This window comes from uncultured Thalassolituus sp. (assembly GCF_950066645.1).
GTDB lineage: Bacteria > Pseudomonadota > Gammaproteobacteria > Pseudomonadales > Oceanobacteraceae > Thalassolituus.
This window is the reverse complement of the sequence record NZ_CATMFB010000019.1, coordinates 17,407-31,832: the sequence shown is the minus strand read 5'-3', so window position 1 is coordinate 31,832 and position 14,426 is coordinate 17,407. Positions and strand designations below refer to the sequence as shown.

At 45.0% G+C, this 14,426-nt stretch carries 14 protein-coding genes and 1 tRNA gene; 9 read left to right on the top strand and 6 right to left on the bottom strand.

What is annotated here, in order from left to right; translation table 11 throughout:
- The first annotated feature begins 35 nt into the window (after window positions 1–35).
- The 9 genes from Q1L85_RS15140 to Q1L85_RS15100 are packed head-to-tail and all read left to right on the top strand — an operon-like array spanning window position 36 to window position 9,138.
- Window positions 36–1,040, top strand: coding sequence for a polysaccharide pyruvyl transferase family protein (locus tag Q1L85_RS15140; protein ID WP_300433551.1), 1,005 nt, complete (start codon window positions 36–38; stop codon window positions 1,038–1,040).
- Window positions 1,015–2,184: a hypothetical protein gene (locus Q1L85_RS15135; protein ID WP_300433550.1), complete on the top strand. Its 1,170-nt coding sequence runs from the start codon at window positions 1,015–1,017 to the stop codon at window positions 2,182–2,184. Before Q1L85_RS15140 ends, Q1L85_RS15135 begins: the two co-directional genes overlap by 26 nt.
- Window positions 2,174–3,196 carry a hypothetical protein gene (locus Q1L85_RS15130; RefSeq protein WP_300433549.1) on the top strand — a complete coding sequence of 341 codons (1,023 nt, stop codon included), beginning with the start codon at window positions 2,174–2,176 and terminating at the stop codon, window positions 3,194–3,196. Before Q1L85_RS15135 ends, Q1L85_RS15130 begins: the two co-directional genes overlap by 11 nt.
- A complete protein-coding gene (locus Q1L85_RS15125) occupies window positions 3,193–4,692 on the top strand; it encodes a glycosyltransferase (RefSeq protein ID WP_300433548.1) in 1,500 nt (499 codons plus the stop codon). The genes Q1L85_RS15130 and Q1L85_RS15125 overlap by 4 nt, the downstream gene beginning before the upstream one ends.
- A 4-nt stretch (window positions 4,693–4,696) precedes the next feature.
- Window positions 4,697–5,536, top strand: a complete 840-nt coding sequence (locus Q1L85_RS15120; RefSeq protein WP_300433547.1) for a glycosyltransferase family 2 protein — start codon at window positions 4,697–4,699, stop codon at window positions 5,534–5,536.
- Window positions 5,533–6,732, top strand: coding sequence for a hypothetical protein (locus Q1L85_RS15115; protein ID WP_300433546.1), 1,200 nt, complete (start codon window positions 5,533–5,535; stop codon window positions 6,730–6,732). The genes Q1L85_RS15120 and Q1L85_RS15115 overlap by 4 nt, the downstream gene beginning before the upstream one ends.
- 30 nt (window positions 6,733–6,762) lie before the next feature.
- Window positions 6,763–7,611 carry a glycosyltransferase family 2 protein gene (locus Q1L85_RS15110; RefSeq protein WP_373915160.1) on the top strand — a complete coding sequence of 283 codons (849 nt, stop codon included), beginning with the start codon at window positions 6,763–6,765 and terminating at the stop codon, window positions 7,609–7,611.
- Window positions 7,611–8,582 (top strand): SDR family oxidoreductase, encoded by a 972-nt coding sequence (locus tag Q1L85_RS15105; RefSeq protein WP_300433543.1) that lies wholly within the window; start codon window positions 7,611–7,613, stop codon window positions 8,580–8,582. Before Q1L85_RS15110 ends, Q1L85_RS15105 begins: the two co-directional genes overlap by 1 nt.
- Window position 8,583: 1 nt before the next feature.
- Window positions 8,584–9,138: a sugar transferase gene (locus tag Q1L85_RS15100; RefSeq protein WP_300433542.1), complete on the top strand. Its 555-nt coding sequence runs from the start codon at window positions 8,584–8,586 to the stop codon at window positions 9,136–9,138.
- Here the strand turns inward: Q1L85_RS15100 and Q1L85_RS15095 are convergent, their stop codons facing one another.
- The 6 genes from Q1L85_RS15095 to purM all read right to left on the bottom strand — a co-directional run bounded on the left by Q1L85_RS15095 (window position 9,139) and on the right by purM (window position 14,406).
- Window positions 9,139–11,022: a nucleoside-diphosphate sugar epimerase/dehydratase gene (locus tag Q1L85_RS15095; RefSeq protein ID WP_300433541.1), complete on the bottom strand. Its 1,884-nt coding sequence runs from the start codon at window positions 11,020–11,022 to the stop codon at window positions 9,139–9,141. It abuts the gene before it with no gap.
- Between the two features lie 92 nt (window positions 11,023–11,114).
- Window positions 11,115–11,190: transfer RNA gene (locus Q1L85_RS15090), tRNA-Asn, on the bottom strand.
- Window positions 11,191–11,295: 105 nt separating this feature from the next.
- Window positions 11,296–11,877, bottom strand: a complete 582-nt coding sequence (gene dcd, locus Q1L85_RS15085; protein ID WP_300433540.1) for a dCTP deaminase — start codon at window positions 11,875–11,877, stop codon at window positions 11,296–11,298.
- Between the two features lie 64 nt (window positions 11,878–11,941).
- A complete protein-coding gene (locus tag Q1L85_RS15080; protein ID WP_300433539.1) occupies window positions 11,942–12,640 on the bottom strand; it encodes a DUF3108 domain-containing protein in 699 nt (232 codons plus the stop codon).
- Window positions 12,641–12,676: 36 nt separating this feature from the next.
- On the bottom strand, window positions 12,677–13,360 hold the full coding sequence (gene purN, locus Q1L85_RS15075) for a phosphoribosylglycinamide formyltransferase (protein ID WP_300433538.1): 684 nt from the start codon (window positions 13,358–13,360) through the stop codon (window positions 12,677–12,679).
- The gene (gene purM / locus Q1L85_RS15070; RefSeq protein WP_300433537.1) at window positions 13,357–14,406 is read right to left on the bottom strand and encodes a phosphoribosylformylglycinamidine cyclo-ligase; all 1,050 of its coding nucleotides are present in this window, start codon (window positions 14,404–14,406) and stop codon (window positions 13,357–13,359) included. Before purM ends, purN begins: the two co-directional genes overlap by 4 nt.
- Between the last annotated feature and the right edge of the window lie 20 nt (window positions 14,407–14,426).

The following is a 14,426-nucleotide window of genomic DNA, read 5'->3' as shown; positions in this document are numbered from 1 at the left end:
CGGTGTCCGAATGTCAGTAGTTTTGGTGGATACAAGTGATAAATCGTAAAATAAAGCAAGCCAATACGGCCGTAGCAACTTCTTCGAGATTTAATTATGGGGATATTTTATATAGCTTGTTAGCTGATAAGGTATTTCCTGGTATATCTCATGTAAATCTTACGGGGTTGATACCTGATAAAGTACAGGGTGATATATACGGCTTTGACAAGGTCTGTTCTGCCAAGAATATTTATCTCGGTGGTGAACTGTTTCCCAAAGCACTTTCAGCTCAGTATAAAAGCGAAAGTATATATGGTTTTTACAAGTACAGAATTGCTGAGCGCTTAAAACTACCTATACCTAGAGGGTTGTTCGTCAAATCTGACAGATCAATTTCACTGTCAGTGGGAATGCAAAATATTGATATGGCGGATAAGGCCACTATCAGAGAATTGGATAGACTTGAGTTTCTGGGTGTGAGAGATGATACAACTTTCTCAAAGTTAAAGGATCATGGCTTGAATCCAGTTATAGTTCCTGACTTTGCATTAATTACCCCTGATGTATATACCTTCTCAGATGGTAAAAAAGATATAGCGATATTTCATTTTAATGAAAGTTATCTGGAAAACTATTTTGATAGAGCCGAAGCAATTGTTAACTGGTATACAGCAGAGCATAAATTAGTTCCAGTCGTTCAGAATATGGCTCGATGCCTCAATCATGATTCCAACGAATTGTCGCAAAGGTTAGCTGAGCGTGTGGGGGGAGAATTTTACGAGGCGGATTCTGTTGAGGGCATTACTAAGCGGCTCTCAAGTTGCAAGTTGTATGTGGGCAATTCCTTTCATGGTGGGATCGTAGCCTCAGTCTATGGTGCGGAAATCGTTTGGGTTTCAGCACACGGGAACAAGCTGAAGAACCTGGCAGGGTTCTACAATGTGCCATATATCTCGGAAAATCCTGATCGACTGCCTCTGCCAGGTAAGGTGGCGGAAAGCTTTATAGTTGAAGCACATAATGGTGTAGAGCATGCTAAGAAATTCCTTTCTTCCTAAGGGTGTTCTTACAAAAATACATTACTGGGTGCCTGTTCCACTCGGCTTGCTACTTTCGTTATTGTTAATAAAAGACCGGGGCCAGGAATTCTATGCTTTATATGCCCTTTCGTCTTTTTATATAAATGCGTTTACTGCTTTCTTTTCTTCGAAGGCATTTCTATATGCTTCTGTTAACAGCCAACTATCCAAAGATCTACTTTATCGGACTGTTGTAAGTGAGTCTTTGCTAAGGGGGGTAGGGCTGGTTGTCGCTTTTGCGATTGCTTATGGTGTTTCTGAGACATACTCTGAGTTGCTGATATTCTTAATATTTCACTCTGTGGTATCGCTAATAAAATTGACCGATCCTATCTTCGAGATAATGACCGTAAAAGACAGTGACTTGGAGTATTACTCAAAAGTTCAGACTATATCAAGGTTGTTATACTATGGAGCAATGATAGTTGGCATTTATAGTGCCGATGGGTTTCTTTTTCTCTACCTCGGCGCTGGGGCATGCACTTTTGAGGCCATTGTTAAAGCCTTCTACGTACTGGGGTCAGTTTCGAAGCTTCCATTGCGGGGTGAGGTGAAGGTGGGTGCTAAAGAGTCGTCATTCGTCTACATTATTCAGAACTTTTGTGGCGTGTTTAATAAGCAGTTCGATACGTTTATTATAATGTTCTTTGTTAGCGATATTGCAATGTTCTCTATCTACCTGTTTGTTAAGCAGGTTCACAGTATGGTCATGATTGCTACACAGCCTGTTATGCATTTCTTCTTCTCAGGGGTAAATTACAGAAGATTATTATACGGATTATTTGTCCTCTATTCTCTTATGTTAGTCTTCTCCGAAGTATTTGTGACTTTGATACTAGGAGCTGACTACCTTGAGTTGTTTCGGTATTTCTACATCGTTTGGGCGCTATCATTTGCTTCAGCAATAGCTCCTTTGTATCTTGCTAGATCGGGGCGGTTTGCTATTCAGATGTATATTTCTATAGTTTGCAGCTGTCTCTTGATGTGCTATCTCTACTTTTTCGAAGCATACATTGAAGTTGAAGTGATTGAGTTGATATTTGTCAGAATAGCGATCGTTTTGTTGGCGACTATTCTTCAATTTTCTTTCGTATTAAGGGTCAGGATGCAGCATGCTGGTTAGGTTTTGGGCTCACACAAATGATATTGAGGTTGCGAGTTTTAGAGTTAGGTGTTTCCATATTGTCAGTGAGCTAAGAAGCTTAGGTCTTAATATTGGATTCTACAAGGACGGCGAGCAACCGGATGTGCTGGTTCTTCTTAAGCGTTATGATGAAACAACGCTTTCAAAGGTAAGGGATTTAAAAGCATCTGGTACCTATGTAGTCCTTGACCTGTGCGATAATCACTTTTATATGGATTTTGAGAGTGAGGCTCTGAAAAATCGAGCTGATAGATTGCGTAGAATGTGTGGAGAGGTAGATCATATTACTACCGCTAGTAGCTATATGAAGGATTACATTAAACAAAATATCTTTGAAGAAATCCCTATCGATGTTGTCGATGACTATGTTGAAGTTAACACGGATGGTATGCCTAAAGAGCGATTATTTACACGCCTTCGGGCCAGATTGAGGTACAAAAAGTACCTTCGTCAGCTGATTAGCTATAGTGAGAAATATTCAAGAGTAGTATGGTTTGGGAGTCACGGAAGCCCGGGTGTTCATGGCGGAATGTCGGATTTGATGAGGGTCATATCCGCAATGAATATTGAACACAGAGAAAATAAGATTGTACTTACAATAATAAGCAATAGTGAAGAGCAATATAATATTATTCGGAGTAAGTGTGATTTTCCTGTGTTGTATCTTGAATGGAGCAATTCGACTGCATACAGTGCGATTGAGGAGCAGGATATTAGTTTGATACCTATTACGCTCACACCCTTTACTATGGCGAAATCAGCGAATCGAGCGATTACTAGTATAACCTACGGTTTGCCCGTAGTGGCGGATGAGTTACCGAGCTATGTGGGATTAGACCAATCTGTAGTTATTGGGGATCTTTCCAGTGATTTTCAGTCTCTGTATCATAGGGCTAAAGGTAAACTCCCTGAGTTTCGGCCGGAGAAGCGAAATATTAACACACTGAATAGTTGGCTAGATCTGTTTTATCAAGTACGCGGGGACGCATGATGCAGCATATCGGTGAGTTTTTTTCAGAGCTTGATCTGGAAAATTCAAGATTTTTAGTAATAGGTAAAGGTCCGTCGGTAGCTCGCCTCAAAGATACCAGTAGATTTGATTATACTGTTTCCTTAAATCACGCATTACGGGATTATTCTGTCGATTTTTCACATATTATTGACCTGGATGTCGTGGACTCTCTGGATCAGATTATTCTGGATAATGCAAAGTATCTGATAATGCCGCTATATCCGCATGTGAATAGTGCTCCATCGAAGAAATCATTATTAGATTTTATCGAGGACTATCCCGTGCTACGAGCACTAAACGATCAGAATAGGTTGCTTTGGTATAATTTAGGAACTAAGAAGAAGTCGGGCAATTCATTGCCAGTTGTACCCGGTGGGTATTTCAGCGGTGATGTGATCGTGTCTCTGCTGTCATCTAATGGAGCCAGGAACTTCACGATGGCTGGTGTCGATGGGGGGAAGACCTATGCAGATGGATTCAGTGATCTGAATCAAAGTACCCTGCTTTCGAATGGAAGATCATCTTTTGATATTCAGTTTGATAACATAAGACGTTTTATAATGGAGCGAAACTTGAATTACAACCATATCGAAGATGAGTACCCAGTAAAAGTTTATGTCGCAACCACTGAAGCTCAGATGCTTGCAACTAAGGTGCTTGAATACTCTATCCGAAAGCATTCAAGTGTACCTGTGGAAGTAGTCGCGATCCATGAGCTGGGCATTGAATACAAGGAACCCAAGGACGTCGAGAACCGGCAGCGGACCCCCTTCAGTTTTCAGCGCTTCCTGATTCCCTCTATATGTAATTACCAAGGCCGTGCAATCTATCTGGACTCGGATATGCAGGTGTTTACTGATATTAAGGAGCTCTGGTCACTGCCGATGGGCGGGGATACGCTTCTCGCTGCGAAGTCGCGTAAGGGGGAAGGCAGGAAGCCTCATTTTAGTGTGATGCTCATAGATTGTGAGCGTAATGCTTGGGATATTAATAAGATTATTGATTGCCTGGACAATAACAACTTCAGTTATAGCGATCTGATGGATGGCATGGTCGTTTCAGAGAAACCCTCTGCCGGGATCTCTTGTACGTGGAACTCTCTGGAGTATTTTAAAGAAGGCGAGACCAAGCTAATTCACTATACTGATATGAAAACTCAGCCATGGGTGTCAACTAAAAACCCATTTGAGGAGGTATGGGTCAGAGAGCTAATTTCTGCAGTTAATGACGGATCTATATCTATTGATTACATACGCTCTCATATATCAAACGGGTGGGTGAGACCTTCTCTTGAGGATCAGGTTACATTGGGAATTGAAAGCTCAAAGGGTCTCAGTTCTGACATTCTGGCAAAGGACAGAGATTTCTCTCCACCATACAATGAGTTGATATGTGGCTATTCTGATGTTTCTTCGAATATTCTGAAAAGGTTATGGGTGAAGGTTATTAAGACTGCCCGATATTTGAAGCGCTAATAGTATGTCGACGTTAATTACACCAAGTTTTCCAGTGGCTGTGTTGTTGGCCACTTACAATGGCGAGAAGCATCTGCCAGAACTTCTTGACTCCCTGGTTTCTCAAAGTTATACAGAATTCGTAGTCGTAGCTCATGATGATGGTTCCCGCGATGGTACCCTTGCTGTACTGCAGGAGTATGAAAACCGCTTTCCAGATAATTTTTTGATTTTAAAAGATGATATTTGCTGTGGCGGAGCTAAAGATAACTTCTCTCACCTTATTCGCAGTGTGGATTTTGACTACGCATTTTTTTGTGATCAGGATGATGTTTGGGATGAGAATAAGCTTCAGGAGCATATGCAGTTACTGGGTCAACAAAGCAGCGAAATACCTTGTGTAGTGTATAGCGATCTTAGGGTCGTTGATGAGAACCTCAATATTATTTCTGAGTCGATGTGGGAGTTTCAGAATACAGGTCCTCACCTGACTATGGATATAAAGAAGCTTGCTTGCCGAAATTCTATAACAGGCTGTGCAATGGCCTTTAATAGGGCAGCAGCATCGTTGTACAGAGCTTCAGATACATCTGATATTTTGATGCATGACTGGTGGATGGCCCTTCTTGTGAGCAAGAGGAGTGGTAAACTGATTCCAATCGAAAAGCCACTTTTGTTGTATCGTCAACATGGTTGTAATGAGGTCGGCGCGCAGAAATTTTCTCTGAGAGTTATTTCTGGCAAGATTTTCGATATTAAGAATCTGTTAGAGAGTCAGCTGGTCGTATATAGAATGTCCAGGAAATTAGGGATATATAGAGATTTTCTGGACTTCATCGTTTGGAAAGTCAGGTCTATTTTATGAATGATTCAGATTATCCTTATGGGCGCTTGAGATACACTGTTGTTGGATTTCTGAAACTTAGTATATTTCTGTTTCTTGCATTTTCTATTCTGGACCCTGTTGGGAATATATTTAAACTTAAGATTTTCTTCTTTGTTGTTTCTGTTGGTGTTTTTCTTTTGCTCGCTCTCGTTGGTAATAGGGTACCACTGCGAAGAGACTTGGTTATACTTGTAATTAGTGTCGCTTTTGTTGTTCCTCTGTTGTCTTATGTGGTCGTTTTATTGAGTGGTTCCCAGGAAATAGATCATGCCATACGACTGCAGTATCTAATTGCTTTTGTCCCTCTGTTGTTATTGCTACCTGTATCGGCATTTGGAATAAAGACCCATAGTCTTTCTGTTCTTCCGCTGACCCTTCTTGTGGTTACTATTTTTGTTACTTTTATACTATCGAGTTTGAACGTCTCATTGGGTTTTAAACTTGGGGTATTTCTAGATCAGGGGATTAGTGCCGCTAAGATTGGGGGGCGTGATTTCAATGGTCTGGTTGTTTATATGGTGTATTACAAAACATCTGTATTGCTTGTTTTTCTTATGGCATTTTTCGCCACCAAAAGGAGTTTCAGTGCACTTCTGATTTGCGCTTTTATATCCGTTGTATTAATAATTTCTGCTACTCGAGCTAATGCGCTGATGGGAATGTGGTTGTTTGCAACCTATGTGTATTTCTATCTCAGCGATCGCACTAAAGTGATTTCTTATGTATATGTTATTATAGTCGCACTTTTTGCTTTAGCATTATTTATCCTCAGCTATCAGTACTTTTTCTCATCCGAAGAGGTCTCTAACCAGATAAAAATTGGACACGTTCTTGGCTATGCTGACCACTTCTCTCAAGCCGGCGCTTCACTGATATTTGGTTCTGGAGCTGGAACAGGATTTTATACGCCTGGATACGATAAGCTTATATATTCGTCGGAGTTATCTTATTTCGAGATTTATCGCATTTATGGCTTTCTGTCTCTTCCGCTCCTGGCATTACTTGCTTATCCACTGTTTAAGTTCAGACTCCTGGGCAGAGAGTACACTGTAGCCTGGATTGCTTACTTACTGGTAGCAGGAACTAATCCACTCCTTGTTAGCAGCACGGGGATGATTGCCATTATTGTGATTTACGGAAAGTTGATTCAGAGTATGAAAGAGGATGGGCATTAGGTGACAGATCATTGTCGTGTTGCGGTCCTGATGGCTGTATACAATGGTACCAAGTATATGGATGAACAGATCTCCAGCATACTTGGTCAGTCTGGAGTTAGTGTCACTGTATACGTGAGTGTAGACCTTTCAGATGATGAGTCTTATGCCAGGGTACTCGAGTGGTCATCCCGCGACGCGAGAGTTGTGCCACTCAGTTATGGAGAGAGGTTCGGTGGGGCGGGCCCAAATTTTTTCAGATTGTTTAGGGACGTTAACTTCAATAACTATGATGCTGTTTCATTATCAGATCAGGACGATTGTTGGTTTCCCGATAAGTTAGAGCGCTCACTGTCCTGCCTAAAGGAGTTCTCCTGTGATGTGTACTCATCAAATGTTACAGCATTCTGGCCAGATGGAAGGCGTTTGTTAGTTGATAAGGCTCAGCAGCAGAAGAAGTTCGACCATTTCTTCGAAGCCGCTGGACCGGGATGTACATATGTATTTAGCAGGTCCTCTGCTATTGCTTTAAAGACGTTTATTATTGAAGTTTCAGATAGGCTGAGTAGTGTTTCTCTTCATGACTGGTTGGCTTATGCATTTTGCCGATCACGTGGGTATCGTTGGTATATTGATCCTTGCCCATCCATGTTGTACAGGCAGCATTCTGATAATCAGGTAGGTACGAACACTGGATTGCAAGCTATCGTTAAGCGATTAAATATGGTCAGGGCACACTGGTATCGCAAGCAGGTATCTCAGATAGTGGAACTCGTTTCCCCTGAGCTTAGTAGTAGGATTGATAGCTACTTCTTTCGTCTTCTTAACTTTTACCGTATGAGAAGGAGATCACGGGATGCATTTATCCTACTCCTCCTTTTTATCTTTGGTGTGTATTGATGTCTGATAGCTTAAGAGTGGTTGTAACTGGAGCTAGTGGTTTTGTAGGAGCCAGGTTGCTCTCCACGCTATGCAATTCCGGGAAATTTAATGTTACGTCGATTTTGCGGAGTAGATCATCGTCACATGAGAAAATGTTGGATGAGTTTACGGTAGAAAGTATTGGTCCTCAGACATCTTACGGTAGGTTGTTCGATGGTGTTGATTCAGTAGTACACCTCGCAGCAAGAGTTCATGTGATGAATGAATACTCCGAAGATCCATTGCGTGATTTTCGTGAAGTTAATGTGTTTGGTACCGTTAATCTTGCTAGGCAAGCCGCCTCAGCAGGGGTGAGGCGATTCATCTTTATCAGCTCTGTAAAGGTGTCTGGCGAACGCACAGAGCAAGGCCGTCCTTTTGTGGAAGCGATGCGCGCCAATCCAGAGGACGCCTATGGTCAGTCAAAGTTTGAAGCCGAAGAAGCTTTAAAAGAGATTGCCAAGGAAACCGGGATGGAAGTCGTGATTATCCGTCCACCTCTCGTCTACGGTCCCGGTGTCAAGGCAAATTTCAGGAGTCTTATTAGCCTTTGCAATACTGGATTTCCGCTTCCCTTTGGTTCGATTCACAATCGAAGAAGCCTTATATACGTCGACAATCTTGTAGATTTTATTTTGTATTGTATTAGTCACCCCGCGGCAGCAAATGAAACCTTCCTTGTTTCAGATCGGGAGGATGTATCTATTGCCGCTCTGATATCTCGAATCCGGAAGTTACAAGGCAGAAGGTCTTTCTTGCTTCCTGTGCCGACTAGTTTATTCACTTTTGCAGGTAGGCTTACTGGTAAGACTGAAGTTGTTAGTCGTCTGGTTTCGGATTTATCTGTCGATAGCACTAAAGCAAGCCAGCTTCTTGACTGGACGCCGCCATACTCCCTTGATAGAGGGCTGCAGAATACCGTTGCGCATTATTTACACGAGGAGACATAAGATGTTGCGTTGTTTAGATATAGTTTTTTCAGTCATAGGTCTGGTCGTCGGATTTCCGGTATTGGTTGTGATTTATTTAGTTGGAATGTTCGATACTGGCGCGCCACTGTTTCGCCAGGAGAGAGTAGGTCGTAATCTCAGGCCTTTTGTGTTGGTTAAGTTCAGAACTATGACATTAGATACGGCCTCTGTTGCTAGTCATTTAGCTTCAACCGCTTCAATTACACGTGTAGGTGGTTTTCTGCGTAAGACAAAGCTTGATGAATTACCACAGCTATGGAATGTTCTTAGAGGGGATATGAGCTTGGTTGGTCCAAGACCTAATCTTTTCAATCAGGAAGAGCTGATAAAAGTCAGAAATGAATTGGGTGTTTATAAAGTAAGACCCGGGATTACAGGCCTGGCACAGGTAAGCGACATTGATATGTCCACACCAGATTTACTGGCAAGAACTGATGCAAAGATGATAGCTGAAATGTCTCTTAAAAATTACTTTGTATTTATCTTTCGTACAGTTTCAGGTGCTGGATCAGGTGATCGAGTCGTGAATAAATAGCTACTGAGCGTTTAACACCCAGTCAGGGCAGTCGCCTTGTTTATTGTATCCTGCAGGTGAATCCAACAGTAATTTAACCACATCTTCTACTTTAAAATCATGACATGCTTTGTCGAGGTGATTGAGCAGGTTATGAGTTTCTGGCCAGCTCAACATTATTTCGTTGGCAGTCATGATCCGGGGATGGTCTGTTCCTTCTACATTATCTCCAATCAGAAGTTCTTCATAGAGCTTCTCACCAGGGCGGAGACCGGTGTAGAGGATTTCAATATCTCCTGAAGGGTTCTGGATTGAACGTTCTGTGAGGCCGGAAAGCTTGATCATTTTCTTCGCGAGAGAAGTGATTTTTACGGGCTCTCCCATGTCCAGCACGAATACATCACCACCTTTACCCATCGCACCGGCCTGTATAACTAGCTGCGACGCCTCAGGGATCGTCATAAAGTATCTGATGATGTCGGGGTGAGTCACCGTAATTGGGCCCCCCTCTTTGATTTGCCGGCGGAATAAAGGGACCACTGAACCAGATGAGCCCAAGACATTTCCGAAACGTACCATGCAGAACAATGTATCGTCTTGCCGGCTAGCCAGGGCCTGCAATACGAGCTCCGCAAGCCGCTTGGATGCACCCATAACATTGGTAGGGCGTACAGCTTTGTCGGTAGAAATCAAAACAAATCGTTCGACCCCGGCACTAATAGCGGCTTCTGCGCAGTACCAGGTTCCAAATACATTATTCCTTACGCCTTCGACGACATTATGTTCAACCATTGGAACATGCTTATACGCTGCGGCGTGGTAGACTGTTTGTACTGAAAAGGTACTGAAAATGGTCTGGAGTCGATGCTGTTTCTGAACTGAGCCTAGTATTGATACGATCGGAATATCTGTTTTCTGGTATTCATTCAGCTGATTCAGCTCTTGTTCAATCGCATACAGGCTGTATTCATTTAGCTCAATGAGAATTAACTTAGATGGTCGCGAAGCGATGACCTGTCGGCATAGTTCCGAGCCAATTGATCCTCCAGCACCAGTAATGGCGACGACTTTTCCTTTAATGTTATCCTCTAAAAGGTCTTTATCAGGGGCTACAGACTCCCGACCTAACAGATCTTCAATTTCTACTTCTCTGACTTCTTCAACTCTTGCCTTGCCGCTAATGATGTCAGTCATAGAAGGGGCTGTCAGAACTTCTAATTGCTTTTCGGCCAGTTGTTCGATCAAGTGCTTTCTTTGGGAGGAGTCAGTTCTGCCAAGCGCCAGGAGTACTTTACGTGCACCAGTGTTTTCACAAATTTCTGAGATTGCCCCGGCTGGTAAAACCTTCAGCCCATGGATTGTAGTGTTCTGTTTTGATGGTGAGTCATCAATAAACGCGGACGGTCTGAAGATGTTACTGTTGTGCAGAGCCTGTGCAAGGGCGATTCCCTGGCGGCCTGCGCCATAAATAATGACTGGTTCTGCGGCTACTTTGCCCAACTGCGACACTATGCTACGAATGAATAATCTTGGAATTCCCAGAAGTGCGAAGGCTGTAAATAAATAGATGATAATGCTTGATCGCGGAATGGCGGCGGTAAAAAGAAATGAGGTGGTTCCCAGAGTGGCAGCTGATACTGCTATGCCAGCCCCAAGTGTAGAAAACGCCTTACTGGTCATAAAGCGCACTACCGCACGGTAAAGTCCTATTTTAATAAAAATAGCGATAGTAACGAGTGTTGTTATTCCTAAGACAGGGTAGAGACTTGATTCGATCGGTGGAGACCACGTTCCATATCGTAATGCCATTGCGAGATAGATGGCTACAGGGATTGCGATTACGTCGTAACCGACTGACAAGAGGCGCTTCACCGGACGTGATGCATCAAGAAGAACTTTTATCATCCCGGATTCCTCCAGATTAAACCACTATGAAATGATACCGCTCGGGGCTGTTCAGAACTCGTCCTGAGAAATGAGATGAAGCATAAAAGAAGTGGCTCCCCGAGCTGGACTTGAACCAGCGACCAACGGATTAACAGTCCGCTGCTCTACCGACTGAGCTATCGGGGAACATCTAAGCAAGTGGTTGCTATTATGCCATCAGAAATTTTCAGGTCAACGATTTCTGCTGAAAATCTTTGATTTTTATAAGGTTTTTTTCTTTCGAAGGAGTAGTCAGTCCTTCGAAATCCGTGAAAAAACCGCACCCTTCTGGTCTCGGTACTTTGCATTTTCCCGTTTGTTGTAAGGGCGTTTTGCCGGGTTGCTCAACGTTTCAAATGACATAGCACAGATCACCATGCCCGGGCGCAGGGCCAACGGAAGTTTGCCGTTATTAAAGAACTCGAGCACGATCTGTCCCTGCCAGCCGGGATCGATTCTTCCGGCCGTAACGTGAACCATAAGGCCGAGGCGAGCAAGGGAGCTACGTCCGTCGAGCCAGCCAACGAGATCATCCGGAATCGTCACAGACTCCATCGTTGCGCCAAGGATCAGTTCACCTGGGTGAATATAGAGAGCCTTACCTTCTTCGATCTCGATCTCTTTACTCATGATACGGTCAATATCACGCTCGAGCTGCTCGCGATCCCCGGACAGGTCCAGGTGGGTGACTGAATTATTGCTGAATACACGAAATCTGTGATCAAGGCGGAGGTCGACGCTGATACCTGCGATGGCGTCATCTGCGGGGGCGGGCTCTATGATAATTTTGCCGTCCGCTATTTTCTGTTCAATATCCCCATCGCTGAGTCGCATGTTGTTACCTCGTCTGCGCGCCTGTTGGCGGTGTTTGTCGCGTCAAAGTGTACCGGAGCATCCGTCAGTATGACAGGCTGGTAGCTTCAATCCGGTACTTCAGATCGCCGTCTTTTTTATCACTGAGCCGGATCAGAGGGTAGCCAGGCTGTACCGCAAACCAGGCGTGCAGTTCACGGTCTTTATTCTTGCGGACCTGTTCAATTTTGATGGTGTCGAACTCTCCGGCTGGGACACGGATTTTTTCGCGTTTTATTATGCGGAACCGTTTATCTTTTGTACGCCGGGTTTCGAATACAGGAATAACAAAATCCGTTTCGCCCCGTGACAGATAGAGACTGCCCTGAAGCATATAGGTCAGGTTGTCCTGAATACCTTTTTCCCACTCCCCCTGAATGGTGTTGCCGGACTCAAGGTCTTTAACGATTCCTGGCCCCTCAACGAAGAGCAGAGTGCGGTCGTCATCAGCCACCATACCGGATGCCCGGTAGCGGTATTCAGAAGGAATAATAGTACCGTCCCTATAGGTGAATTCGGAGTATTCCTGCAGTGAGGCAACGCTCGCTTCAGCATTGAAATTCAGTGCCCAGCGATCGGTATCAACCTGGCTCAGGCGTCGGGTGGCATCAATATCGAAACTGAACCAGCCGAGCCTGTACTCGCTGTGGTATTCGATACTGTATGGCGTCAGTCCGGGCACTGGCTCTGCCCGGAGCGAGAAGGGAAGTGTCAGTAATAACAGTGTCAGTAAAAGCTTCGGCATCCGTATCTCCGGCAGTCTGACCCGTCAGACAACTTTTCAGCTTTCAAGTTGCACGCCGGTCACCGGCAGAGGCTGACCATCCATCAGTGCTGTGTTGCCGACCATGGTCAGTCGACCTTCAACAAACCATTTTACAGCGATTGGATATATGATGTGTTCCTGCAACTGTACGCGCTTCTGCAGACTGGTCGCGTCATCACCATCCAGCACCGGGACAACGGCCTGTATTACATTAGGGCCATCATCGAGAATTTCGGTGACGAAATGAACAGTAACACCGTGCTTCTGATCTCCTGCATCAAGTGCTCGCTGATGCGTGTGCAATCCCTGATAGGCTGGCAGGAGAGAAGGGTGAATGTTCAGCATACGGCCTTCGTAGCGGCGGACAAAATCAGGCGTCAGGATACGCATAAAGCCTGCCAGCACGATCAGGTCAGGCGAGTAATCATCAATGGCGCGCATCAGGTTGAGATCAAACTCTTCACGCGAGGTGAAGTTGCGATGATCGATCACCTGGGTTTCCAGATCGCGGTCACGGGCTTTCTGGATTCCAGCAGCTTCAGGAACATTACAGATCACGGCAGAAACTTCAGCATCCATGGAGCCCCGGCTGATCTCATCGGCAATGGCGGTCATATTCGAGCCACTGCCAGAGATCAGAATGACAATCCGGGTTTTTTCTGGCGGTTCAGACGGAAGTGACGCCTGCTGGTCAATCATGCACGGCTTCCCGTGAACTCAACCTGAGCTTCGTCGCCGTTGCGCGGTTGTACTTCACCGATAATCCAGGACTGCTCACCTTCCGCATTCAGGAGTGCAACGGCAGCATCTGTTTTATCTTCCGGCAGCGCGATAATCATGCCCACACCGCAGTTGAAGGTGCGGAACATTTCGTGTGTAGCGACGTTGCCCTGCTGCTGAAGCCAGCCAAATACTTCTGGCCATTGCCAGCTGTTAGTATCGATGACGGCTTTACAGTCTTCCGGGAGAACACGTGGGATGTTTTCCTGGAAGCCACCACCCGTGATGTGTGACAGAGCATGTACTTCAGATGCATTGATCAGCTTCAGCACAGGTTTGACGTAAATGCGCGTTGGGGCCATCAGGGCATCAGCAACCGGCTGTCCGTCGAGATCGGCCGTCAGATCAGCGCCGGATACCTCGATGATCTTACGGATCAGGGAGTAGCCGTTAGAGTGCGGGCCTGACGATGCCAGCGCGATCAGCTTATCGCCGGCTTTGACCTTAGAACCGTCAATCAGATCTTCTTTCTCTGCAATGCCAACGCAGAATCCGGCGAGATCGTAGTCTTCGCCTTCGTACATTCCTGGCATTTCAGCAGTTTCACCACCCACCAGAGAGGCTCCAGCCTGCTCACAGCCAACTCCAATACCGTCGACAACTGCCGCGGCAACATCTACGTTGAGCTTGCCAGTAGCGTAGTAATCAAGGAAGAAGAGAGGTTCGGCACCCGCGACAACCAGGTCGTTAACACACATGGCCACCAGATCGATACCAATGGTGTCATGCTTGTTCAGGTCCATTGCCAGGCGCAGTTTCGTGCCAACACCGTCGGTACCGGAAACCAGAACTGGCTGACGGTATCCCTGTGGCAGTTCGAACAGAGCACCAAAACCACCCAGGCCTGCCATCACTTCAGGCCTGCGCGTGCGTTTAGCTACGCCTTTGATTCGTTCTACGAGTGCATTACCAGCGTCGATATCAACGCCCGCGTCTTTATAGCTCAGGGATTTTTGTTCGCTCATGCCGCTTGTCACAGGGTTGG

Bases quoted from the DNA above. Each gene is read 5' to 3' on its own strand.
- Q1L85_RS15135 (WP_300433550.1), top strand. From the start codon at position 1,015: ATGCTAAGAAATTCCTTTCTTCCTAAGGGTGTTCTTACAAAAATACAT.
- Q1L85_RS15130 (WP_300433549.1), top strand. From the start codon at position 2,174: ATGCTGGTTAGGTTTTGGGCTCACACAAATGATATTGAGGTTGCGAGT.
- Q1L85_RS15125 (WP_300433548.1), top strand. From the start codon at position 3,193: ATGATGCAGCATATCGGTGAGTTTTTTTCAGAGCTTGATCTGGAAAAT.
- Q1L85_RS15120 (WP_300433547.1), top strand. From the start codon at position 4,697: ATGTCGACGTTAATTACACCAAGTTTTCCAGTGGCTGTGTTGTTGGCC.
- Q1L85_RS15115 (WP_300433546.1), top strand. From the start codon at position 5,533: ATGAATGATTCAGATTATCCTTATGGGCGCTTGAGATACACTGTTGTT.
- Q1L85_RS15110 (WP_373915160.1), top strand. From the start codon at position 6,763: ATGGCTGTATACAATGGTACCAAGTATATGGATGAACAGATCTCCAGC.
- Q1L85_RS15105 (WP_300433543.1), top strand. From the start codon at position 7,611: ATGTCTGATAGCTTAAGAGTGGTTGTAACTGGAGCTAGTGGTTTTGTA.
- Q1L85_RS15100 (WP_300433542.1), top strand. From the start codon at position 8,584: ATGTTGCGTTGTTTAGATATAGTTTTTTCAGTCATAGGTCTGGTCGTC.
- Q1L85_RS15095 (WP_300433541.1), bottom strand. From the start codon at position 11,022: ATGATAAAAGTTCTTCTTGATGCATCACGTCCGGTGAAGCGCCTCTTG.
- dcd (WP_300433540.1), bottom strand. From the start codon at position 11,877: ATGCGACTCAGCGATGGGGATATTGAACAGAAAATAGCGGACGGCAAA.
- Q1L85_RS15080 (WP_300433539.1), bottom strand. From the start codon at position 12,640: ATGCCGAAGCTTTTACTGACACTGTTATTACTGACACTTCCCTTCTCG.
- purN (WP_300433538.1), bottom strand. From the start codon at position 13,360: ATGATTGACCAGCAGGCGTCACTTCCGTCTGAACCGCCAGAAAAAACC.
- purM (WP_300433537.1), bottom strand. From the start codon at position 14,406: ATGAGCGAACAAAAATCCCTGAGCTATAAAGACGCGGGCGTTGATATC.